This is a genomic window from Vibrio sp. 1-2 (7-a) (genome assembly GCF_013048515.1).
GTDB lineage: Bacteria > Pseudomonadota > Gammaproteobacteria > Enterobacterales > Vibrionaceae > Vibrio > Vibrio diabolicus.
On record NZ_VHSQ01000002.1, the window covers coordinates 79,459 to 102,641 of the forward strand.

15 protein-coding genes and 6 tRNA genes are annotated in these 23,183 nt (G+C 42.6%); 9 read left to right on the plus strand and 12 right to left on the minus strand.

All coding sequences use genetic code 11. The features are described 5' to 3' along the window. The first annotated feature begins 126 nt into the window (after window positions 1-126). Both FKN08_RS08050 and FKN08_RS08055 read left to right on the plus strand, forming a co-directional pair. Window positions 127-1,080, plus strand: coding sequence for a diguanylate cyclase (locus tag FKN08_RS08050; RefSeq protein WP_053808498.1), 954 nt, complete (start codon window positions 127-129; stop codon window positions 1,078-1,080). A gap of 479 nt (window positions 1,081-1,559) precedes the next feature. Beyond that, the gene (locus tag FKN08_RS08055; RefSeq protein ID WP_170891751.1) at window positions 1,560-3,344 is read left to right on the plus strand and encodes an Ig-like domain-containing protein; all 1,785 of its coding nucleotides are present in this window, start codon (window positions 1,560-1,562) and stop codon (window positions 3,342-3,344) included. A gap of 57 nt (window positions 3,345-3,401) precedes the next feature. Here FKN08_RS08055 and FKN08_RS08060 read toward each other — a convergent pair whose 3' ends face one another. Continuing rightward, window positions 3,402-4,997, minus strand: a complete 1,596-nt coding sequence (locus tag FKN08_RS08060) for a hypothetical protein (RefSeq protein WP_005398290.1) — start codon at window positions 4,995-4,997, stop codon at window positions 3,402-3,404. A 679-nt stretch (window positions 4,998-5,676) separates the two neighbouring features. Between FKN08_RS08060 and FKN08_RS08065 the strand changes: the two genes are divergently transcribed. Next, on the plus strand, window positions 5,677-6,963 hold the full coding sequence (locus FKN08_RS08065; protein ID WP_249373389.1) for a DUF11 domain-containing protein: 1,287 nt from the start codon (window positions 5,677-5,679) through the stop codon (window positions 6,961-6,963). Between the two features lie 72 nt (window positions 6,964-7,035). On the opposite strand, the gene FKN08_RS08070 is transcribed toward FKN08_RS08065, so the two are convergent. The 3 genes from FKN08_RS08070 to FKN08_RS08080 form a co-directional block, all read right to left on the minus strand. Continuing rightward, the gene (locus tag FKN08_RS08070) at window positions 7,036-8,718 is read right to left on the minus strand and encodes an Ig-like domain-containing protein (RefSeq protein ID WP_170892044.1); all 1,683 of its coding nucleotides are present in this window, start codon (window positions 8,716-8,718) and stop codon (window positions 7,036-7,038) included. Between the two features lie 982 nt (window positions 8,719-9,700). Continuing rightward, window positions 9,701-9,774: transfer RNA gene (locus FKN08_RS08075), tRNA-Cys, on the minus strand. 37 nt (window positions 9,775-9,811) lie between these two features. Next, window positions 9,812-9,898, minus strand: a tRNA-Leu gene (locus FKN08_RS08080). Between the two features lie 301 nt (window positions 9,899-10,199). Here FKN08_RS08080 and FKN08_RS08085 point away from each other — a divergent pair. Then, window positions 10,200-11,129 (plus strand): CHAD domain-containing protein, encoded by a 930-nt coding sequence (locus FKN08_RS08085; RefSeq protein ID WP_053808370.1) that lies wholly within the window; start codon window positions 10,200-10,202, stop codon window positions 11,127-11,129. Between the two features lie 68 nt (window positions 11,130-11,197). Continuing rightward, entirely contained in the window at window positions 11,198-11,986 is a 789-nt protein-coding gene (locus FKN08_RS08090) for a lipase (RefSeq protein ID WP_053808369.1), read from the plus strand. 74 nt (window positions 11,987-12,060) lie between these two features. Here the strand turns inward: FKN08_RS08090 and FKN08_RS08095 are convergent, their stop codons facing one another. From FKN08_RS08095 to FKN08_RS08110, 4 genes are all read right to left on the minus strand, one after another. Further along, a complete protein-coding gene (locus FKN08_RS08095; RefSeq protein WP_012842214.1) occupies window positions 12,061-12,315 on the minus strand; it encodes a hypothetical protein in 255 nt (84 codons plus the stop codon). A 130-nt stretch (window positions 12,316-12,445) separates the two neighbouring features. Further along, window positions 12,446-13,969 carry an alpha-amylase gene (gene amyS / locus FKN08_RS08100; RefSeq protein ID WP_053808368.1) on the minus strand — a complete coding sequence of 508 codons (1,524 nt, stop codon included), beginning with the start codon at window positions 13,967-13,969 and terminating at the stop codon, window positions 12,446-12,448. A 308-nt stretch (window positions 13,970-14,277) separates the two neighbouring features. Then, a tRNA-Cys gene (locus tag FKN08_RS08105) sits at window positions 14,278-14,351 on the minus strand. Between the two features lie 36 nt (window positions 14,352-14,387). Continuing rightward, window positions 14,388-14,474: transfer RNA gene (locus FKN08_RS08110), tRNA-Leu, on the minus strand. Between the two features lie 552 nt (window positions 14,475-15,026). On the opposite strand from FKN08_RS08110, the gene FKN08_RS08115 reads away from it, so the two are divergent. The 4 genes from FKN08_RS08115 to FKN08_RS08130 all read left to right on the plus strand — a co-directional run bounded on the left by FKN08_RS08115 (window position 15,027) and on the right by FKN08_RS08130 (window position 19,429). Next, window positions 15,027-16,658: a methyl-accepting chemotaxis protein gene (locus FKN08_RS08115; RefSeq protein ID WP_170891753.1), complete on the plus strand. Its 1,632-nt coding sequence runs from the start codon at window positions 15,027-15,029 to the stop codon at window positions 16,656-16,658. Between the two features lie 189 nt (window positions 16,659-16,847). After that, window positions 16,848-18,077: an alanine racemase gene (alr, locus tag FKN08_RS08120; protein ID WP_139060618.1), complete on the plus strand. Its 1,230-nt coding sequence runs from the start codon at window positions 16,848-16,850 to the stop codon at window positions 18,075-18,077. Between the two features lie 315 nt (window positions 18,078-18,392). Next, window positions 18,393-19,124, plus strand: coding sequence for an AzlC family ABC transporter permease (locus FKN08_RS08125; protein ID WP_139060619.1), 732 nt, complete (start codon window positions 18,393-18,395; stop codon window positions 19,122-19,124). Beyond that, window positions 19,121-19,429, plus strand: a complete 309-nt coding sequence (locus tag FKN08_RS08130) for an AzlD domain-containing protein (RefSeq protein WP_005396412.1) — start codon at window positions 19,121-19,123, stop codon at window positions 19,427-19,429. The genes FKN08_RS08125 and FKN08_RS08130 overlap by 4 nt, the downstream gene beginning before the upstream one ends. A gap of 140 nt (window positions 19,430-19,569) precedes the next feature. On the opposite strand, the gene dld is transcribed toward FKN08_RS08130, so the two are convergent. The 4 genes from dld to FKN08_RS08150 all read right to left on the minus strand — a co-directional run bounded on the left by dld (window position 19,570) and on the right by FKN08_RS08150 (window position 22,985). Further along, complete coding sequence (gene dld, locus FKN08_RS08135; RefSeq protein ID WP_139060620.1) at window positions 19,570-21,276, minus strand: D-lactate dehydrogenase; 1,707 nt, start codon at window positions 21,274-21,276, stop codon at window positions 19,570-19,572. A gap of 384 nt (window positions 21,277-21,660) precedes the next feature. Beyond that, complete coding sequence (locus tag FKN08_RS08140) at window positions 21,661-22,563, minus strand: LysR family transcriptional regulator (protein ID WP_139060621.1); 903 nt, start codon at window positions 22,561-22,563, stop codon at window positions 21,661-21,663. Between the two features lie 236 nt (window positions 22,564-22,799). Then, window positions 22,800-22,875, minus strand: a tRNA-Gly gene (locus FKN08_RS08145). 36 nt (window positions 22,876-22,911) lie between these two features. Beyond that, window positions 22,912-22,985, minus strand: a tRNA-Cys gene (locus FKN08_RS08150). Between the last annotated feature and the right edge of the window lie 198 nt (window positions 22,986-23,183).

The window sequence follows — 23,183 nt, forward strand, 5'->3', positions numbered from 1 at the left end:
AGTAACATCACCGATTCTTTATTATTTACCGCATATTCAATGCCTATATCTCCAAGCTCAATCATAGAAATTGCAAAGTATTTTTCGTATATTGTCGCTCCGAAAACGACGTAAATTATGCGCAAAATGGAAGAATATCTAACTCGAATTGCCGTCTTAGAAAAAGAAAATGAAGAGCTGAAGCGGAAGAATGCGCGACTACAAGAAAAGTTGAATGCTGCACTCGACAGTAATGGACTGTGTTTGTGGGAGCAGCATATTCCTTCAGGTACTTTGACGATATTCAATATGCAGTGGGGCAAAATGCTAGGTTATCAGCCCCATGAGTTAACCGCGACGGTTGAAACGTGGAAAAACAATCTCCACCCTGAAGATTATGATCTTGCGGTGGGTGCATTTGAAGGTCACCTAGCTGGCAAAACCGACCTTTATGAGGTAGTTCATCGCATGATTCATAAAGACGGCAGTGATAGTTGGGTCTACGATCGAGGGCGCATCGTCGAGTATGGTTCTGATGGCGAACCACTACGCATGATGGGCACTCATATCGATATTACAAAAGAAAAGCGATATGAGCAGCAACTGGCTAAGTTAGCTTCGAGTGATCCATTGACCGGACTGTTAAATAGAAAAGCAATTGAGGAAAACTTTAATCATCAACCTCAAACCAAGCCGTCTCAGCAGTCTGCCTTAGTGTTTGTTGATATAGATAATTTTAAAGCAGTTAACGACCAGCTAGGCCATCATACTGGTGATACTCTCCTCATTAATATCGCCAATAGCTTAACAGAGCTTGCGCCAAGCAAGTCTCAAGTCGGACGCATAGGAGGAGATGAGTTTGTCGTTTTAAGCTCTTATTCAAATCAAGAAGAAATATCTCAACTTTGTGATCGACTCTTAAGTTCCATCATTCCTGCGATAAATCAGGACTTAAATAAAGTAACGATTGGAATGAGCATCGGTGTTTGTCTATTTGATAAAGGAAAACAACAGTTTAATGAAGTTTATCAAAAAGCCGATCATGCAATGTATGAGATAAAGAAAAATGGCAAAAATGGCGTTGCCTATATCCAGATATAATAAGTCTCTTGTTTTTTGAAATTAATATTTCTTTAATTTGACAATTTTCTCTATGGAATTGATAGCGTCTTATTTTTAATAAGTCATTTATATAGGAAACAAAAGAAATAACAAACAATTAAGAGTGTTGCATACTACACGGTGTAATATTACTACTGTCTTTGTAACTACTTTTGTTGCATACAATATTATTTCTTATTATTTTTATAAAAACCACCAGTAAAAAGTAGTTAAACATTATAATTCATGAACTTATAAAAACCGAAATGCATGGTTGAATTTTAACCACCCCTTCTGCTAATATCTCGCCTCGTGGTTAAAAGTAATAAACACACACAAATATAAAACAAACTTTATAAAACATAATGCACACTTGATAATTACTGGTTCTATTTGGGTAGAGCTCGGTATTTATTTTATTTAAAACATTATGAATTTGTAATTTCATTTAATATCAAAATATTAAGTAGGTATATAAATTGAAGAAGGTCATCCTCCCTCAATTGGGCTTTGTTGCGTCAAATTTACGCTTGCTAGCTCTTGGCTTTGTAACCCTCGTGTCAGCATATTCTTTTTCATCAGAGGTTTATGCTGAGCAAGTGGCTAGTGGTGAACAAAAAACATTAGTTGTACTCGTCAATTTCCAAGAAAACCCTCAAGAGATCCCGCTCTCTAAAGAAGACGCCCATCATGTTGTTTTTAATACCGTTAGCGACTTCTATTCGCAAATGTCCCAGGGGCAACTTTGGCTATCTGGTGATGTTGCTGGAACATTCACCTTACCGATATCAAACCAAATTTGCGATGATGATACTGTAGCAGCGGAAGCCAACAAAATGGCTGAAACTGCGGGATATCAACTATCAAACTATGACCGTTTTATCTACTTAACAACCAAAACTGGATGTGCATCAGAAGGCTCTGGTAGCCAAGGAGTAACTCCCTCTAGAGCGTCAATAAATGCGGTTTTCGAGCCTCGAGTTATCGCCCATGAATTAGGACATAATTTTGGATTGCATCACGCTTCCGCACTCGACTGTAAAGACGGTACGTTGGCTGGTGATTGCCGTGTCATAGAGTACGGTGATAGCTACGATACAATGGGTAACTACGATATGGGTTACTTTAGCGCCTTCCAATTGGAAAACTTAGGGTGGCAGACCTCCCCTGCTCAAATCATTTCTAGTGATGGTGTTTACTCTATTGATGCCTATGAAGACTTTGAAAGTACTTCATCAAAAGTTTTAAAAATCCCAAGAGGTACCGATCCAATTACAGGTCAGCGCCAATGGTTTTACGTTGAATATCGACAAGCTCTTGGCTACGACAGCTTTTTACGTGACCGTTCGTACATCGTATACCGCCAAGATGTGACAGAAGGTGTGGTTGTGCGCCTAGCGACAGACGGTGATCTTAAAAGTAGCCGCTTGCTACACATGAAGCCTGACTCCACTTTCAAACAACTATTTGGGAGTAATGACTGGGAAGACCCTGCTCTTCCAATTGGTGGAACGTTCACCGATCCAAAAACAGGCGTGTCGATTACTTTGGAAAGTGCTAATGGTCAAAACGCACAGGTCAGTGTCATATTTGGTGGTGAATCCGGGCAATGTGTTGCGACATCGCCTCTACTCTCTCTAACCCCACTATCAGGTTCTGATGCAAATGCTGGAGAAACGTTAGCGTATAATCTTAAAGTGACGAACCAGAACAATACAGAATGTGCAGACGCGACCTATACAACGGCTTTAAGCGTTCCTGACGGGTGGAATTATGACGCAAGTGCCTTGACGGTTCCTTCCGGCATGAGTGCAGAAACGACGGTCATGGTTACGTCAAACAGCGATGCTCAGCCGAACTCTTACAGCATAACCGTTGACGTTATAGATGCTGAAAATGAACAATCAGCCAAAACCGAGCTATCTTACACTGTGTTGTCTGAGTCGACGTCACCACTTGAGGCGGTGAATGATAGCGTAACGATCAGTGATAAATCTGTCGTTCGCATCGAGCAGTTAAATAATGACTCGTTTGAACAATCAGCCTCTTTTGCCATTACGGTCGCTAAGCCAAACAAAGGCAGCGCCCGTGTACTGAGCGATGGCTCCATTGAATACACACCTTCGAAGAAGTTTAAGAATAATGATTCATTTACTTATACGATCAGTGACGGTCAATCTTCTTCAACCGCTACGATTAGCATCACCTTACAATCGACTTCTGGTGGGAATGGTGGTGGAAACGGTAAAGGGAAACCGAACTAAATCACGCAATTCATATGAAAAAGCCTGGAGAATACTCCAGGCTTTTTATTCACAAGACTAGTTGCTTGGTGCAGGACAAATGTCACAGTCTGCAGAAGCTGTATTCGTCGCTTGAGTATTATCGATTTTCAAGAAACCAACCGCTGTAACAGTATCACGGAAAGATTGCGTTTCTGCATTGCTAAATGCCGTTGGGATATAACTACCAGTATAAGACTGACATTGATCCGAAGCGAGTTCGATATTATCCACTACTGTCACGTCATCAGAAGCATCCTCAGGCGTACCTGAGTCATCCACAACAGAAACATTCACTAAAGTAAGTCCAGGCGTTGTGTTACATACCATTCCCGAGAAGCTCACTTCTGCAATGATACCGTTTTCAGTAAGTTTGAAGCCGCTTTCACATGATTTCGTTACACTAATCATTGGAGACAAGCTCAATGACTCACATGGATCACTTGCGGTATCAGTAATGGTCGCTTGGCCACCCGGAGTCGCAGCTGCTGTGACTTTCACCGTATTAGTTAGACCATTGCTTGTACTTTCAAAACTGCCGCTGTATGAAGCACTGTCACCTGAAGCAATGGCACCTAAGCTATGTGTAGTACCTGCTTCTAAATCCTCTACAACAACATCGTAGAGCGTACCGACACCATCATTAATCACGTCGCCGCTGTATGAGTAAACGTAACCATCTTCTGTTTCATTCACGACCGCTTGATTACATGTTTTAGTGATATCAACACTACACAACTCAAAGTCACCAACCACAAAGTCTTTCAACTGAGCGGTAATACTGCTTGATGCTCTTGTTTCGGCTGCAAACGAGCTAAAACAGGTGTCTGTTTGTAGAAGTTCAGTAAGGTTTACACCACCTTCAAAAAAGGTTTCTGGAGGGAAGACATTTTCGACACCACTTTTTGGCGTATACGCCCATGGTGCAGGTGAGTCAGTTGTATTGGTTGAAGCACACACATCTTGCGCGCCTGGTGAACACAGTGCATTTGTCTTAACTTTCAAACGTAAGTTTGTCGCAGCACACTGACCATCTTGTGGATTATTGTTATCAGCTTTCGCACAAGTTGTGTCCCATTCAAGAACCAAAATTTCTGGCCCCTCATTTGCCCCTTGCAAATAATTCACCTGAATCAAAAGGTCGCCAGCAATATGTTGACCAGTGAATGTACCGTCTGGGTTTGTACTGACTGAGTCTTGATAAAACCAAAAACCTAAGAAGGCATCACCGCTGTTACCAAAACGGTCTGCACCAAAGGTGAGTACAAGGTCATTATTAATGTTGTATGCCGCTGCATACGCATGAAGAATGTCCCCTTTATCAAGTACCGTACCAGTCTTCCAACCGAGTTCTGGTATGTCTTTGATGTCTTTATTACCACCAGTAAAGATTGTATCCGGTGTTGCCGTGTCATTCTCAAAGCTAAATACTAATGCTCCACCACTGTTTGGCGGCGTTGACCAGTCATCTGGAGCACCTACTCCAGAGTCATCTATCGCATTAGCATTTGCTTCTAACTCAAATACGCCATCTGTTGGTGTTGCAAATGCAGAGCTACCTATTAGCAAGCTTGTAAATATTGCATAAAGAAAGCTCTTCATCGTATGCCAGATACCTGACTTACAAGAATTCATAACCTACTCCTTAGAACGCTTCTAAAGCTAGACGAAGGTCCCTATGTCATTAATTGCCTTTTAAGAAAGAGTGAAAGCGAGATACAACTTTCGTTTCGAGCTCGTATAACGCATAGAGCATGCCACTACTTAAGGTTATGATTTTATTAAACTAAATATTTTCAACAGCGAAGAGAATGAACAGAGTGTTCAATTTTAAAGAAAGAGAAAGAAAACAAAAGAGACAAAAAACCTACGATAACAAAGATATATACGTGTTCTAGGATAATGTTACAGATTGACACTTTATTGTTTACACCTGTGGCAGATACGCAAAAGCGACGGTATTGAAACTGTCCACTATGAATATGAAACAGACGCTTACTCATCTGCTCCCACTAATGTGAAGGTGATGTGTAACACCTGTTTGCATAGTGTTACATCCTTTACACATCTAATTGAATACTCATTTAACTAAAACATATTCAGTCGTTTAGCGAATAAGTTTTAGCTCAACCATTTATGAAAATATAAACAAACTGTTCACCCCTCTGTACAAAAATAAAAAATAATCAACAAATACAAAAGGTTAAATATGGAACACTCTATGCTAGTCAACTGGCGCAGTCTAACTCTGTGAGAAAACTATCACGTATGTGGGCTCAAGGACGTAGCGAGCCCACTTACACAAGGAGGTTTTATGAAAACCATATTTAACTCTTGGTGGGGCAATAAGAGTTGCCGTTGTTCCACTTTATGTAGCCAGAATATACTTACAGCGATCAATATCAGCAGCATGTTTAAGCTGTTTACTTGGGTCATAGCGGTTAGCTTAGTGCTGAGCTCTCAAATTGTTTACGCATCCGCTGGCGACCCTTCAAGCCGAGGCGTGCAACCAATATTTGTTGAAGGGAATAACACCTGTCAACAATTACTTCCAGGGATCGATGGTTTGATAGAATACAAGCTTGAGCCAGTTACAGACGGCACTTTCGGTGATGGCATGCTTGAAGTGGTTATTGATCAACAACCTGGGGCAAAAACCTTCAGTTGGGATCAAGGTGATAGCCCTGTGATTATGCAAGCTATCTTCGTAAAAGGTGGTCCTGACGGAAACCTATATAACTACTTTACAGATGGATTATTGTATCAAGATGATGCCTTACTACATGCACCTGTGGGTAAAAACGGTAGATACTATGGATTAAGTCATATTTCATTCTGTTACACACCAGGCGTACCAGACATCAAAATCACTAAAACTTGTACATTTGGTGATGTTGTCAATGGTAACACTTTGAAATACAACTATAAACTCACTGTAGAAAACACCGGTGACTTTGCATTGTATGATGTTGTGGCAACAGACACTACAGCCGTTGACAACGATATGGCTGCTGGTGACCATGTGTTCAATTTAGCGATGCTCGCCGTTGGACAAACGCAAGAGTTTAATGGTTCGTTTATTATTGACCAAAACGGTATCACTAACTACGCAGAAGTAAGCGCAGCACTTGAAACTGGTGGTGGTGTTGCGGTTTCTGACAACGCAGATTGGGAATGCCCAAGCCAAAACATCCCTGGTTCATTGTCTCTAGAGAAAGACTGTAGTGTCGTCGTCGTGAATCGATTTGAAGATACTGGTATTAATGAATACGGTCTTCAAGTCAATTACAGTGGTAGTGTATGTAATACCTCCAATATCACCATTGACGGCATTGTCGTAATCGACAACAAAGACTCGAATCCAATCCAGGTTGGTATGCTTGCGCCTGCTGAGTGTTACGACTTTACTGGTAACTACGAGCCAATCCCAGGAGATGGTGAAGGCCTTCCATTACCGGGTGAAGAAGTCAGAGCGTTTACAGATACTGTGGATGCGAGTGGTGAAACTATCTTCGGTAATGTTGTCGTAGAAGCGATAACAGCGTCTGCAGAATGTACGCTATGTCCAACTTGTCCAGAGCCTGTTAACTGCCCTGAATAAGGTCTACTTACAACTTAATAAAACAACGCCTGACGTTAACTCGTCAGGCGTTTTATTTCGAACTATATCGTTCTATTTATTCTTACCTTTCCCATTTTTACCAGAGTTGCCAGAATCGCCACCAGATGAGGACTCTAACTTCACTGAGACCTGAGCGGTCGAGCTGCTTTGACCATCACCTATGGTATAGGTAAAGCTGTCGTTATTTTTGAATTTCTTCTCAGGTGTGTAACGCAGGGTGCCATCTGATAACAGCTCTAGTCGCCCCTTACTTGGTCTAGTAAAAGAAAGCACGCTTGCAGAGTTTTGCTCTCCAACAACATCGTTTGCCATCACATCGATAATCACCGACTGTTTCGAAGACATAGTCACCTGATCATCAACAGCAACGAGCTCTGGTGATGGCGAGATTTCAGTAGTTACAGAGTAATTCACGGATGCTGCGGTTTGCAGACTTGAGTCCTCTCCGTGCGTCACGATCATATTCAAAGCATAGTCTTTATCACTAGCGTCAACCGAAGATACGACTGATATCATTACTTGTCCGGTTTCACCTGCTGCTAGCGTGATTGCATTGCTGCTTGCTTTCCAACCAGTTGGCACTGACGCGTTTACAGAAAAACTGCTCGCTGAACAATCTGCACTATCTTTGTTGGTAATAGTGACCTGATATTGAACCTCATCGCCGGCTGCAACCGAGTTGTTTGTTGCAGCTTTCGCAGTCACTGATGGAGCATTTACAGTACAAGTCCCGATATTACCGTTGTCAGAGCCGTCAAAGACAACGCTTACTTCGGCGATGCCGTTCGCTGCACTCACCAAACTCAATGTTACACCTGAGTCTGGGTCAGTATAGCTACCACCGACCGGCATAGATGGGTCAAACCAGTCATTTCGGCCAAAAACCGCACGATATTCAGAATCAGTTTTAAAGTGAAGCAGATTACTGCTGCGCCCATCGCCTTCTACAGCGCTTCGAATGATGATGCCATCCGTAACGTCCCCACGATAGAACGAGTAAGAACGAGCATCTAAAAAGTCGTCAAACCCAATAGACTGGCGGTATTCAATGTAAAACCATTTTTTTGCACCTGTAGAAGGATCAGTACCACGAGGTACTTTTATCGTAACTGGCTGATCACTAGTCGTCTCGTAATTCGCGATGGAGTAAGTACCATTTTGAGTAACTTCCAGTGTCTTTGAGGCGTGCTCTCCCTCTAGCCATCCTAGTCGCTCGCGCTGGAAAGTATTCAAATAGCCGATGTCTGGACCACCCATTACATCATAGGTATCACCGTATTCACGCAACGTACAGTTGTCTGAAAGCGTATGCTCGCCACAATCAAGAGCACGAGAGTGATGCAAACCAAAGTTATGTCCAAGCTCATGAGCGATATTCATCGGAGAAAAATCACCATTGATGTGCGCGCGTGAAGGCATGCCATCAATAGTTGCGGATCCAGCGACACCACATGCCGTTTTTGTCATCAAGTAAACAATACGATCGTACTCTTCAAGCTTCACTCCCGCTGCGATGGCTTCTTGATCCGCTGCATCTTGAACAGCGGTAAAATCACAAACCTGATTAGACAACGGTAAATTAAACCAACCCACGACTTTCCCAGACAGCCACATTTGCTCAAAAGAGCTTTCACGGTAGAAGTCATTTACTATGCCAAAGATTAGATTATTTGCTTCTGACAAAGTTAATGGCTGCTCATTTGGGTTTTCTTTGAAGTTCAGCAGGATAACCAATGTATTTTGCTGTCCCGTCGTACTTCCTGCTGCACTGGCATAATGGATGCTCTGTAAACAAGCGAATATTACTAATAAAAATGACAACCCTTTATTTAGGATTGTTCTATTTATTTTAATATTTTTTATCACTGCTTCACCTAATTTTAAATTAATAACTAGTTCACCTTCCCGCCAATATAAGCAGAAATGGTAGGGTAAAATAATATAAATTTTAGGCAATAAAATGCCCTAGCTTATAAAGCCAAATATGTTCCTATATACATCAACATGGTTATAAAAGGATAACCACCAAAAATATAAGAGCCGGAATCATAGCAAAGCAACCGGTCAAAATTCAACCAGAGCGATAAGTAATTTAGGTTAAGTTTGTGTAATAATAAATTTATCCATTTTTGTCAGTTACTTAAAATAACCTTATGATTGTTTTATATGAACAACCTTTGTATTCAACAATGACTTTAATAAATCACTTGCACTACAGCCAATTTAAATCATTAAAAATCAAACAATTAGAAATTTAACTAAAACAACCTCAATTTCATCGCATAAAGTTATAACTTTTAAATTCATTAACTTAATAACGAGTCATTCGAATAATATACCTCAACAACTCATGAGTAATATTATCCACCTTTAATTGTTAAATTTACGTTAAATTAAAGTGGTGGAAAATCTTTTTGCTCACCTAGTTTTATACTCGATTAAAAGACAGACTGAGCGATACAGTGCAATATCAACTAGAGACATATAGAGAAACAAGCAGGATATATGTGCAACTTTATTTTCAGTATTGAACTAAAATCACGTGACAATATGACGCTATAGATAGCAATTCGGGAAAACTAGTTAAAGGGTGATTAACTGATAATTGAGGTTGGTATTTGTACAAAAATTAATTATTCAATAAAAAATGTGTATTAGAATAGTTTGACAATACCAGATAGTAAAAAACCGGCACAAGGCCGGTTTTTAGAAATAGTGGAGGCGCCTCCCGGAGTCGAACCGAGGTCCACGGATTTGCAATCCGCTGCATAGCCACTCTGCCAAGGCGCCTTTCTGATTTTTATATCTCTGTTACCAAAGATTTTGATGGTGCCCCGGGCCGGACTTGAACCGGCACAGCGCGAACGCCGAGGGATTTTAAATCCCTTGTGTCTACCAATTCCACCACCAGGGCAACGCAATCATGCGATGGGTTAGACACCATCTGTCTCAGCGGCCTTTGCCGTGAGAACGAGGCGTACTTTAACGGATTAATTTATCTGGTCAACAAAAAATTAGTCTTTTTTATTCAAATGGTTAAAAAGCCAACTCAAACGAACAAAGGGCGATCATTTTGCTCACAAGAACATCAGCTTGTTTTGCTCTCGTTTACTTTGCTTCATCACTTAATGTCAACGAGGAATCGACAAGTCGCACAAATTGACAGTATGGGTATAAACTTAATTCGTACTGCAGGGGACAAATAAGCGCTCATCATGTTTCGAAAGTCATCATTTCAATTACCGCTACATACTGATTCCGAACTCGACTTCGTAGTGCCCTACTTCTTACTTACTGAATTTGATTATGCACGCTCTCTGGAACAGGGGATCGTCCATGACTTGGACCCTGAATATACACACCAGTATCGCGTCACACTGAGGCGCATACGCTCACTATGCGTGCTACTTCGCGAACTGATACCTCCTTTTGAACAGCGTATTTTGAAACCTCATTTAAAAATAATGATGAAGAAAACAAATAAGCTGCGTGATTTGGACGTATTTATCTTGGACAAAAGCCAATACATTGAAATGCTCCCAAACCACAAACCCTCTCTTGAGCAGCTTTTTGGCTTTATAGAATCCGAACGTGCTTACGAACAGGCAAAAGTTGCGCGTTGGCTAGCGACACAAGAATACACTATGCACTGCACTTTGGTCAGGAATAGTCTGCTGCGAAGTACAAAGCACGCACGAGTGGATAACAACGTACCTGCGTTACTCTTCGCAAGCCAAAAAGTCTCCGAACAATTTAAAAAGGTCGACAAAGCACGGCGCAAGATCTCGGACAAAAGTCGTGACAGCGTGATTCACTCGATGAGGATAAAGTGCAAAGCGCTGCGTTATTTGCTAGAAGGGTTTTCCGCACTCTCCCCTTCCCCACAGCACAAAAACAACGTGAAACAATTAAAACTATTGCAAGACAAGCTCGGTGATTTTAACGACACTTCAAGTCAAATTGAATTTTTCACACAGATCAAAGAGGCAGTAAACCTCAATAAACAAGATCGTAAGACCCTGAAAAAGCTGCTTAACGTGCTTAATGAGCATCACGATACTTCGCGCCAGACCATCTTAACGCACTTAGACCAATTTGAGGCTTTCATCCACGATACCAACACACAAAGTCTCTACCAGCACTAACCTAGGTTCACGTATTTTTAATATTCATTAATTACAGTCAGTCGTTAGGCTCCATAAAGAAAGATAACGTGAAACCATTAAAACGATACCAATATGAGCGCTATGCCGTACTCTGTAATCTCGCCTATCCTCGCGTCTTCAGACAAACTCAATACGGATTCGATCCTAATGGGCAACGAGTCATTAGAAATGAACACGGTAAGATTATGATTCGCGTGCTCTGGAGTAAAAAACAGAGTGAAGTGGTCGTAGTAATTAAAGGCTCACACAGTATCAGTGATTGGTTGTTAAACTTCGCGATGTGGACGAGAAGCTGTCGAAGGTTGGGACTGAATTACCGCATTCACGCGGGTTTCTATCATCTGCTGTTTCAAGAAAGTTTACCGAGCCGAAATGAAGATCGGTTGGGGTTGACCGTGCTCGAGCGCCTCGAAGGTATCGTTGTACCGCTCATTCTTAGGGGAAAAAGAATCACCATTACTGGTCACTCTTCAGGTGGCGCAATTGGCAGTGTTTTTGCCGACTATATTGAGAAAAAATATCCAAAAAGCATTAAACGCGTCGTGACTTTCGGTCAGCCCGCAGTTGGAGATTGGACCTTCAAAAAACGCTACCGTTTGGGGCACAAAACTTACCGGATTTGTTGCGATATCGACATCGTGACATTCATGCCGCCAGTGCCTTTTCTCTATTGGCATGTAGGCAAAATGTTATGGTTGTATAACGGGAGAATATACGAGAATACGCCAACGTTCATTCGACTTGGCCGTTCTCTATTTAGTTGGTTAATGCGACCATTCTCTTATCACTTTATGAGTAAATACATCCGCGATAAAGACTTCTTTGACGAACGCTGAGTTAAGTACCCTAAAACTATGATGTACAGGCACTAAAAAGCCGGACTTAGCCGGCTTTACGTTTTTGTAGTGAATTACAGAGAGGCAATTTCTTTTTCAAGTTGATATTTGCTATCTGTGACTATGCGCTCTAACACTTCAACGCGTCGCTTCAAGTCACCAATTTGCTTGTTAAGGTTATCTTGTTCTTCTTGGCTCATCGTATTACGTTCAGATATCTCCAAGGCTCTTACTTCTTTACGATGATTCAAAATTAACTTAATTATCCCGCCCCCAAATATGGCACCGAACACAATAGCCACAACCAATACATCAGCAATAGATTCCATTCTTCATCTTCCTCTAGATAATGCTCAAATATAAGTTACTCATTTGTTATATGAATATCAAATAACGTATTGATTCACTGCAAAGTTTCATCAAAATTTGCCTGTTCTGTATCAAAATCACAAGAATAGATTACTCAACGCTAACCCAAACCGAGACAGATCCACCATTTACAGGGAACTCAGCCCACCCGTTCGCATCTGTCCAAATGTCTTCAGTTCGGATGCCCAACTTGTCGACATAGCGTGTACTTGGCTTGCCCGTATACATCCACTTCGAGCCACCTGGTCCATCGCTCATGATCACTGCCATTGAATGTGGATGTTCTGCATCGCCCTCGCGAGTCCAGCCAATTACATCCCAATGGTCGAGATAAGAATGTTGTTTGCCATACGCATAGTCTTTACGCAGTGTTACGAGCTCTTCGATGTAAGGCACTTTGACCATATTGATGTCATGCCCTTTATCACTGTACTGCGCGCCGTAGTAATCTGCATAAAACACGGATGGATAACCTTCTTCACGCAATAAGATAAACGCGTAAGCGAGCGGCTTAAACCACCAATCAACCGTCGACTCCAACGCCTGCAAAGGTTGAGTATCATGGTTTTCTACTAAGGTTACCGCTTTGACTGGATTGTCCTTCATCAGCGTACCATCCATGATTTGACGCATATCGTAGCTACCACCCGATTTAGACGCATTGTAGAAGTTCATATGTAACGGTGCGTCGAATAGAGACATGCTGCCAGAAGTTTTGGTGATAAAGTTATGCAGCTGATTCACATCGTAGTTCCAGTACTCTCCGACCGTGAATAGTTCTTTCCCTGTTTTCCAACGTAGGTGATCAATCCATTCTTGAAGATATTGGTATTTGATGTGCTTCACCGCATCCATTCTAAAGCCATCAACACCAGTCATGTTGATGTACCACTCACCCCAATCTTTCAGTTCTTGTTTAACTTCAGGATGATCCATGTCTAAGTCAGCATACATAAGGTAGTCGTAATTCCCCTTTTCAGAACTGACTTCCCAATCCCATGCCTTACCTTCACCTTTGAATTTAAAAATGGCTTTTTCTTTACCTGCATCATCCCAGTCCACGCCATCAAAATGGTACCAAGTCCAATGGAAGTTAGAGTACTTATCGTTGCGTCCAGGGAAATCAAACTCCACCCACGCTTCAATCCATTTATCACCAAGTTCAATGTTGCGGTTGTTCCAATCTACCCGCTTAGTATCAACCCAAGATTTCCCATCTGCACCACCACGGTGGTTAAACACCACGTCACCATAAACCTGGATATTGTTATTGTGAGCGGCGTTGATAGCGCTAAGATACTGATCTTTCGTGCCGTATTTGGTGCGCACTGATCCTTTTTGATCAAACTCTCCCAAGTCGTACATGTCATAAACGCCGTAGCCGACATCATTACTGCCACCCGCTCCTTTGTATGCAGGTGGTAGCCAGAGCGCTGTGAATCCGTTTTCTGCTAGCGTTGGAGCGTTATTTTCCACTTGAGTCCACAGTGTGCCATCGTTAGGCACATACCAATGGAAATACTGCATCATTGTGCCATTCTCAGCAGCCAATGCAGATGAACTTAGCAGCAAGGTTAAAGGTAAAATAGTGCGTTTTAATTTAAATGTTTTCATTATTTTTCTCTCACGTTAAGGACTAAAATCCTCCTTTCTGCTCATACACACCAAGCATTGCCAACGGTCACGCTAGCCAAGTTGCTGCCTGTGATACAAAAAGTTCGGATTACAATCGAAGAGAAATTAGCACCAATCACCCTATACAATTATTGAGTTATTTAACATTTATAAAATCAATGACTAGCGCATTGAAAATATTGAATGGTGATCAAAACATGGGAGGAATTTAGAGAAGCGTGAACGAGTATAGATTGATGGATTTAAAACGAAGAAAGCCAGTCATTTAAGACTGGCTTTCGAAATAGTGGAGGCGCCTCCCGGAGTCGAACCGAGGTCCACGGATTTGCAATCCGCTGCATAGCCACTCTGCCAAGGCGCCTTTCTGATTTTGTCTCTCTGTCACCAAAGATTTTGATGGTGCCCCGGGCCGGACTTGAACCGGCACAGCGCGAACGCCGAGGGATTTTAAATCCCTTGTGTCTACCAATTCCACCACCAGGGCAACGCAATCATGCGATGGGTTAGACACCATCTGTCTCAGCGACCTTTGCCGTGAGAACGAGGCGTACTTTAACGGATTAATTTATCTGGTCAACAATAAATTTTATCTTTTTGATTTAAGTGCTTAAAAAGCGATCCAGACGGTACAATTGGCATTCAATTAGGCCAAGAAACACTCGTTAGCTTTCATCAACTCTAAGTCACACACATGTTGATGCCCGTAACGGCTTAGCTTGTAAACGCCTGACTAACGCGGATCGTAGTCACCACTCTCTTCAGCTCTGTAACATCTGTAACAATTGGAGTCCCTACTCTTGGCACTATTTCACACGAAATATCATATTTTGTTACCGATAACTTTGCATCGAATGTGGTCGTACCTTTATAAAATCATTGACATTTTTTATTTTCAAAAAAAGCTCAATTCATTATCGAAAATATCAATAAATAATGATAGCTTACACTCGTTGCAGTAATTTAATGGACATATATCACATATAAGGACGTGGTTTACTTTGGCGACACACCATAAGAAAAACAAGGTATATCACTAATGTCTATCAAGAATCTTTCTATAGCGAAAAAGATATCGCTATCGTTTTTACTCATTGCCATCGTCAACATTGCGTTTGGCGTGTTTTTATCTACAGAGCTCAAAAGCATTAAATCTGAGCTTTTAAACTATACCGATGATACGCTTCCTGCTATGGAAAGAGTAGATTCGATCCGAGATCACTTGTCTCGCTGGCGCCGTGCTCAGTTTGCGACATACACTTATGAAGACGCAGACCAAATCAGAAACAAAATTGCCAGCAACATTCGCGAACGTGAAAAGATCAGCAAAGAGCTCGATTCTTACGGTGAAACGATTTGGCCTGGTGAAGAGCAACAAACTTACCAGCGCCTTATGCGTCAGTGGAAAAAGTACTTGGTTACTATGGATCAGTACAACGAAGCGATGCTAGCCAACGACAAAAGCAAGGCCCACCCTATTTTGGCGAACTCTTTACCTGCTTTCGAAGCGGTTGACTCTGAGCTCGGTGAACTGATCCATCTACTTAAAAATGCTATGGACAGTAACAAAACTCATATTCTTTCTTCTGTAAATGGATTGAGTAACTCGTCAATTGCGAGCAACGTGATTATTCTACTTATCATGGTAGGCATGACGTACGTGCTGACACGCCTTATTTGTGGCCCACTAAAACTTGTTGTCGAGCAAGCAAATGCCATCGCAACAGGTGACCTATCAAACGACATCGATCGTAAAGCCATCGGCAATGACGAGCTAGGTGAGCTGGCAGATGCGACCACTAAGATGCAAGATGACTTGCGCCAAGTTATCGACAACGTGATTGCTGCGGTCACACAGTTAAGCAGTGCAGTAGAAGAGATGAATCAAATCTCTGATATTTCTGCGTCTGGTATGAAAGATCAACAACTGCAAATCACACACATTGCTACGGCAATGACAGAAATGAAAGCAGCAGTAGCCGATGTTGCACGTAATACTGAAGATTCAGCGAACCAAGCTAACGAAGCAAACCGTCGTACACAACACGGTGTTCGTGAAACGCAAGGCATGGTTGACGCGATTCATGAAGTTTCAAACGTAATTGGTGCTGCGGGCGATACTGTGGCAGAGCTTGAACAGCAATCAAATAAAATTAACGTTATTGTTGATGTTATCCGTGACATTGCCGATCAAACCAACCTACTTGCGCTTAATGCAGCCATTGAAGCTGCGCGTGCTGGTGAGTCTGGTCGCGGTTTTGCCGTGGTTGCGGACGAGGTTCGAACGCTTGCAGGCCGTACGCAAGATTCAACCAGCGAAATTACGTCGATCATTGAACAGCTACAATCGCTTGCAAAAGACGCGAAATCTGCGACAGAACTTTCTAGAACCAGTATCTCAGAATGTGCAGAGCAAGGCATTCAATCAAAACAGCTGATGAGCGACATTGAACACTCGATTTCTGATATCTCAGACATGGGCACCCAAATCGCCACGGCTTGTAACCAGCAAGACTCTGTTGCAGAAGAGCTTAACCGCAGCATTGAAAACATACACTTGGCATCTCAAGAAGTATCACAGGGCTCAGAGCAAACCGCACAGGCTTGTCGTGAGCTAAGCCAGCTGTCAATTTCTCTTAAAGATGTAATGAGCCGCTTTAAACTGAGTTAAACTCAGTGGATACCTTAGTTGATATTGAATCAACCTCGATTTGCACAAATTGAGTGCAATCACTGAGGTATATTGAATCATGATCTTCAAAAACGCTCCAAAGCACTACTTGGAGCGTTTTACTTCGTCAGGTACTTTCCCCAAGTACTCAATAACATAACCAATACAAAAAACGCGTACGGAGACTTTATGCGCTTAAATAAAACCTTACTATCACTGACTATCGCTGCTGCAACCGTTGCTCCTGCGATGCAAGCTAATGCTGCCCCTCTTCAAATTAGCAACACTGTAGTAAAAGCAGAGCAAGTTCAAGGCGCTAACGCTTGGCTGGAAATAAACTTAGGTCAATTCCGCGATAATATTGAGCAGTTCAAGTCGCACATGGATGGCAAAACGAAAATCTGCGCCGTGATGAAAGCCGACGCATACGGTAATGGCATCGCAGGCCTGATGCCGACTATTATCGAACAACAAATTCCTTGCGTTGCCATTGCAAGTAACGCCGAAGCACAGACCGTTCGCGACAGTGGCTTTAAAGGTCAACTTATGCGTGTACGCTCGGCGGATATTGGCGAGATCGAAGCTGCAATCGACCTAAATATCGAAGAGCTGATTGGCACTGCAGAGCAAGCCAAAGCACTGTCTAAGCTAGCAGAGAAAGCGGATAAAGAAATCAAAGTTCACCTTGCTCTTAACGACGGTGGTATGGGACGAAATGGCGTTGATATGACAACAAAAGCGGGCAAGAAAGAAGCGCTAGAAATCGCTCAACAAGATGGCGTTAATATTGTTGGCATCATGACTCATTTCCCTAACTACAATGCAGACGAAGTTCGTCAAAAGTTATCTTCGTTCAAAGACAGCTCTGCATGGCTGATTAAAGAAGCGGGCCTAAAACGCGAAGATATTTTGCTGCACGTGGCCAACTCTTACACTGCACTTAATGTTCCTGAAGCACAGCTTGATATGGTTCGTCCTGGTGGCGTTTTATACGGTGATCTGCCAACCAACCCTGAGTACCCTTCTATCGTGTCTTTCAAAACACGCGTGGCATCCGTTCACCATCTGCCAAAAAATAGCACTGTCGGTTACGACAGCAGCTACAAAACGAGCAAAGAAAGCCTAATGGCGAACATTCCTGTTGGTTACTCTGATGGCTACCCACGAAAAATGGGCAATACGGCAGAAGTACTGATCAATGGCCAACGAGCAAAAGTGGCGGGTGTTGCTTCAATGAACACCACTATGGTTGATATTACAGGTATCAAAGATGTTGAGCCTGGTTCTGAAGTTGTACTGTTTGGCTCTCAGCAAGGCAAAACGATTTCGGCAGCAGAAATGGAAAAACATGCAGAGGTCATCTTCCCAGAACTATACACGGTTTGGGGTGCTGCGAACCCTCGTGTCTACGTAAAATAAACCCTTTCAGTTGTTCGTAACAGAACGAAAAAGCGAGCCTCGTGCTCGCTTTCCTACTCATATACTAATCTGTAACAATCCATGCTCTTCTCAATTGAACAGAGCTTGCTATTTGCGTTGCGTTACTTTCCTTGAGCCCTAGCAAGTGACAAATCCTCTAACCCCTTCATCTTAAAACCGTTCAGGTATACTTGTTTTTTATATAGCACTTAGTGTTTGAAAGCCCTTTCAATTGATGTTAAACATGAAGTTTACAAAAGAATAACAAACGCATTCATATGGCACTGCCCTTTTGCCTGCTGGCTAGGTATCTCTATGACAGAAAATACTCAACATCTTCAGCGTTCCTCATCTGAGTTGCACGAATTTACTCGGGTCGACGTATTGAACGGTTTCACCCAACTTTTACCTCTGTCCATGTTTGTGGTCATATTTGGCCTCGCATTCGGTGTTGCCGCCGTACAAACTGGACTAGATGTATTTCCCACTATGTTGATGAGCACACTGGTCTTCGCCGGTGCTTCACAATTTGCCACGCTAGAAATGTGGGGAGCAGAAGTACCTCTGATTCCAGTGCTTATTACTGTATTTGCTATTAATGCTCGTCACCTCTTGATGGGCGCCACGCTTTATCCATGGTTACGACAACTCCCACCGACAAAACGTTACGGTGTAATGCTAGTGGCATCAGACGCGAACTGGGCAATGGCACTCAATGCATTTGGTAGAAAAGAACCAGGTTTTGGTTTGCTTGTTGGCGGCGGCTTAGCGATGTGGTCGTTTTGGATTGTCGGCACCTGGATCGGCATTTATTTTGGTAACGCAATCAAAGACCCGGTGAGCCTCGGACTCGATATGGTTATGGGATGCTTCCTGCTGTCTATGGTGGTGGCAGGGCCGAAAGACTTAAGAATCTTTGCGATTTGGGCCACAGCAGCAGCCTCTTCTATGTTGGCGTATTGGTATTTACCAGAGAATAGCCACGTAGTGGTTGGCGCCATTACTGGTGGAGTCTTAGGTGCTTGTTGGAAGGAGAAAAAAGCATGAACATCGAAACGAGCGTAGGTGGAACACTGCTTATCATCATCGCTATGGCGTTAGTCACGCTCATAACCCGCTGGGGCGGAGTATATGTCATGTCATTCATTCCAATTAGCGAACGGGTTCAACGTTTCATTACTGCGATGTCAGGTTCCGTATTGGTTGCCCTTTTAGCCCCACTAGCGGTTGAGGGTGATTACGGTGCTAGAGCAGCACTTTTTTCTACTGCTGTCGTCATGTTCATCGTGAAAAAGCCTCTGCCCGCAATTGCAGCTGGCATCATCGCAGCCGCCGCGGTACGCGCTATTTAACCGTTGTTTCGACGTCAATACCAGTCATCAATAAAAAGCCCCAAAACACGAAGCCCTGATGTCACGAGTGTCATCAGGGCTTATCTTATGCTCATTATTTTAACGATGATCAACGATATTAATCACGGTGAGATAGCAAATTACGCACAGCAGTTACAATTGCGCTTATATTTGTCCATTTTGCCAATACCAGGGTTAAAGGTGTTGGTTGGATCTAGCTCGTGGTAAAACTTCTGCAGCGAATTTTCAGCTTCGTACAAGTGACCCACATTATGTTCTGCTGGGTATTTAGCACCACGGCTATTGAGGTGTTCTAGCATCAACTTTTTCATCAACTTCGTGTCGGTCCCTTTTTTGAAAATGTAATCTTGATGGAATACATAACACATAAAGTGACCATAATAGAGCGCTTGAACAAGGTTCTTACTCACCTCTTCTGGTAAAGTTTCTAGCCACTCTTCATCATTACGTCGCAATGCGATATCAAGTGCAACGATGTCTTCTACGTCTTTTCGGTGAATCGTCTCGTAACGAATTGCTGCACCTGCTGCTGCAAAGCGATGTAAATAAGCTTTTTTACCCTCTTCCGGCGTACACTCGAAGAAATCACAGTCGTCTTCAACAGCCCAAACTTCTTTGAGGTATTTTTGTGCCTCAGCAATACCACTATCACTCATTTTTAATACCAGGTGATGCTCATACTTGTCGCGGAAATCCAGCATTCGTTCTGGTAAATGTTGTGGGAACAACTTACTCGCGTAGTACAAAATGGTATCCGGCAGGTATTTACTAACAAACGGGACGCGCTCTAAGAAATTTTCTACTTTAGCTTTAAGTGCAAACATTTTTGGCAGCTTATCTGTGCCTAATAAATCGATGGATAAGAAGACATCTTTGCCGTACTTCTCTGCCATGTTGAAGATATCTCGATGCAAGTATTCTCCCATCTCAGGCAAGTTCTCAAACGTAGATAAGAAATCTTTTCGCAGCTTCGTCAGTTTCGCGGGATCATTGGTGCCAAGGTAAAAAACCTGCTCTTTTTCGGGTACTGGGTAGCTATCAACTCGAACGGCGAAAACACCCAATTTACCAGCGCAGCCACTGGCTTCAAATAATCGACGTTCATCGGCATTAAAACGAGAAGGAATGTCAGAAGTCACGTCTCGAACACGTTCATCGTATTCTTTGTCTGATGCCATTCGCTCGTCATGAATGATCTTCGCTGGGTCAAAGTTTCCCTCTTGCAGGTTTGTCAGAATTTCTTCTGGCGTTTCACCTAAACCTTCAATACCAAGGTGGTTAACCAGGTGTAATTGGCCTTGCTTATCGACCTGCGCATAGATCGCCAGTTCGGTGTAAGCAGGACCGCGCTTGACTAACGCACCGCCTGAGTTGTTGGCGATACCACCAACCACAGTGGCACCTAATGATGAAGAACCGATGATAGAGTGCGGCGCTCGGTTCACCGCCTTCAATTCTTTTTCCAATGAGTGCAGACTTGCACCAGGCAAGCATACTGCCTGCTTACCGCCATCTAATAAGTGAATCTTCTTGATTTTGGTAATATTGATCACGACCACATCACGGTCATAATCATTACCACTTGGAGCTGAGCCTTCTGTTAAACCTGTTTTGGCAGCCTGCATAATAATAATGCAGTTTGCTTCAACGCACTGTTTAATGATCTTCCATTGTTCTACAAGAGTATTAGGAAACACGATAGCAAGCGCAGTGCCACTACCTGAGCGAAAACCCGAGCGGTAGTATTTTGTTTTAACCTCGTCGGTTAGGACATTTTCTTCCCCAACGATAGTTTTAAATTCGTCAATCAGCTGCTTTTGTTTCATATCCGTATCTCTCGTTATTGTACTTCGCTCACATCACCGTTTAGTGACGGTAATGGGCGTTTGAGCCACTATAAGCAGTCCATTTATCGGCGTCTATGTCAGGCAGGCGAACAACACTTAGCCAACAGACAACAAACAAAATAATTCTTTTATTTTTCTGTCACTTATCTTTCACATTCGGAAAATTTAACGCAAGAAACAGACCGTTTCTTAAAAGAAACAATAGCAAAACCATTTGTTAACAGTTGTGCGCAGCATCTTGTTATCAATATTAGTGATAAAACAAGGAGAAGGCTTAAGCTTCTAAATTTATAAGAATTATTAGAAATGAAGGTGGAAACAATAACTCAACACCAACATAACGATTGGTGTTGAGTTATTGTCTTAAAATCGATGATTTTGACTTTGAAAGCTGGTGTATAGATGATCAATGAAGATCTTAATTTTTTCTGGCTGTTGACGAGTGTAAGGATACACTGCATAAATACCCAAACATTTGGCGGTTTCGTCTTTGAACAGTTGAATCAGGCGGCCTTGCTTTAAGTCTTCATAAACTAAGACACGTGGCACATAGATGATTCCCTGCCCCAACAGTGCGACGTTTCTCAATACCGAAGAGTTGTTGGTACAGAGGTTACCGTCGACTGTAATTTGATACACCTCGTCTCCCTCTTTAAACGCCCACTCACGCGCCCCGGTTTCTTGGTAGGAATAAACCAAACAATTGTGCTTATCCAAGGCTTGAGGTTGCTTAGGAATGCCATGTTTAGCAAGGTATTGAGGTGACGCACAAACAATCCAATTGGCATCCACCAGCTTTCTTGCGATCAGGCTAGAATCTGGCAACACTCCCGTTCGAATGGCTAAATCAAAGCGTTCATTCACGATATCGACAAAACGATTATCTAGATCCATATCGATATTGATATCAGGATATTTCTGATTAAACTCATTGATCACTTGAGGAAGAATTAACTCACCAGAGATAGTGGGTACAGAAACTTTAATGTTTCCAGATAAATTCTTACCCAACCCCACAATGGATTCTTCTGCCGTTGCCACCGCTTGATAAACGGCTTTTGCATGAGTAAAGAACGCTCGCCCTGCCTCCGTCAACGTTAACGTTCGCGTTGTTCGGTAAAGAAGCTGTACACCAAGCTCTTGCTCAAGCTTCGCGATGCGTTTACTGACAACCGATTTGGTCAATGACATGTGTCTTGCTGCAGCGCTAAATGAGCCTTGCTCGATCAGGTGATAGAAAATGATGTAATCGTCGGTATTTCTCATGCGTCTTCGTCAAATCCTTTGGAGACCGACATTGTAAACGGATATTGGTCAATCTGCGAAATATCGGGTCACACTTAACAGCATAACTGGTGAAAGAAACAAGGGTTATACCCACAATTCAAGAAATTGAGATGGCGTAAATTTATCAATATTCAGATACAAAAAAACCAGCTTTCGCTGGTTTTAAGTTGATGCACTTGGCATCGAGATACCGCAATTGCCATATCTGAATAATTTGGAGCGACACACGAGGTTCGAACTCGTGACCTCAACCTTGGCAAGGTTGCGCTCTACCAACTGAGCTAGTGTCGCATTGATTCTCGAAAGCCATTCACTCTCAAAGAATAATGGAGGCGCCTCCCGGAGTCGAACCGAGGTCCACGGATTTGCAATCCGCTGCATAGCCACTCTGCCAAGGCGCCCTTTTTACTTCGCTTCAGGGCTCTTCCCCGTTGCGTTGGTGGCTACTTTACGGATTGAGAGAAGATAGTCAAACAAAAATCTTTCATTTTCTGTTTGTTTGATTTCTTTTAAGCCAATTAGACCAAAGTTCGATCTTATCGGCTTAAAACGAAGCAATATAAATCTAGCTTTCTGTACGTTTTACTCAATAGAATTTC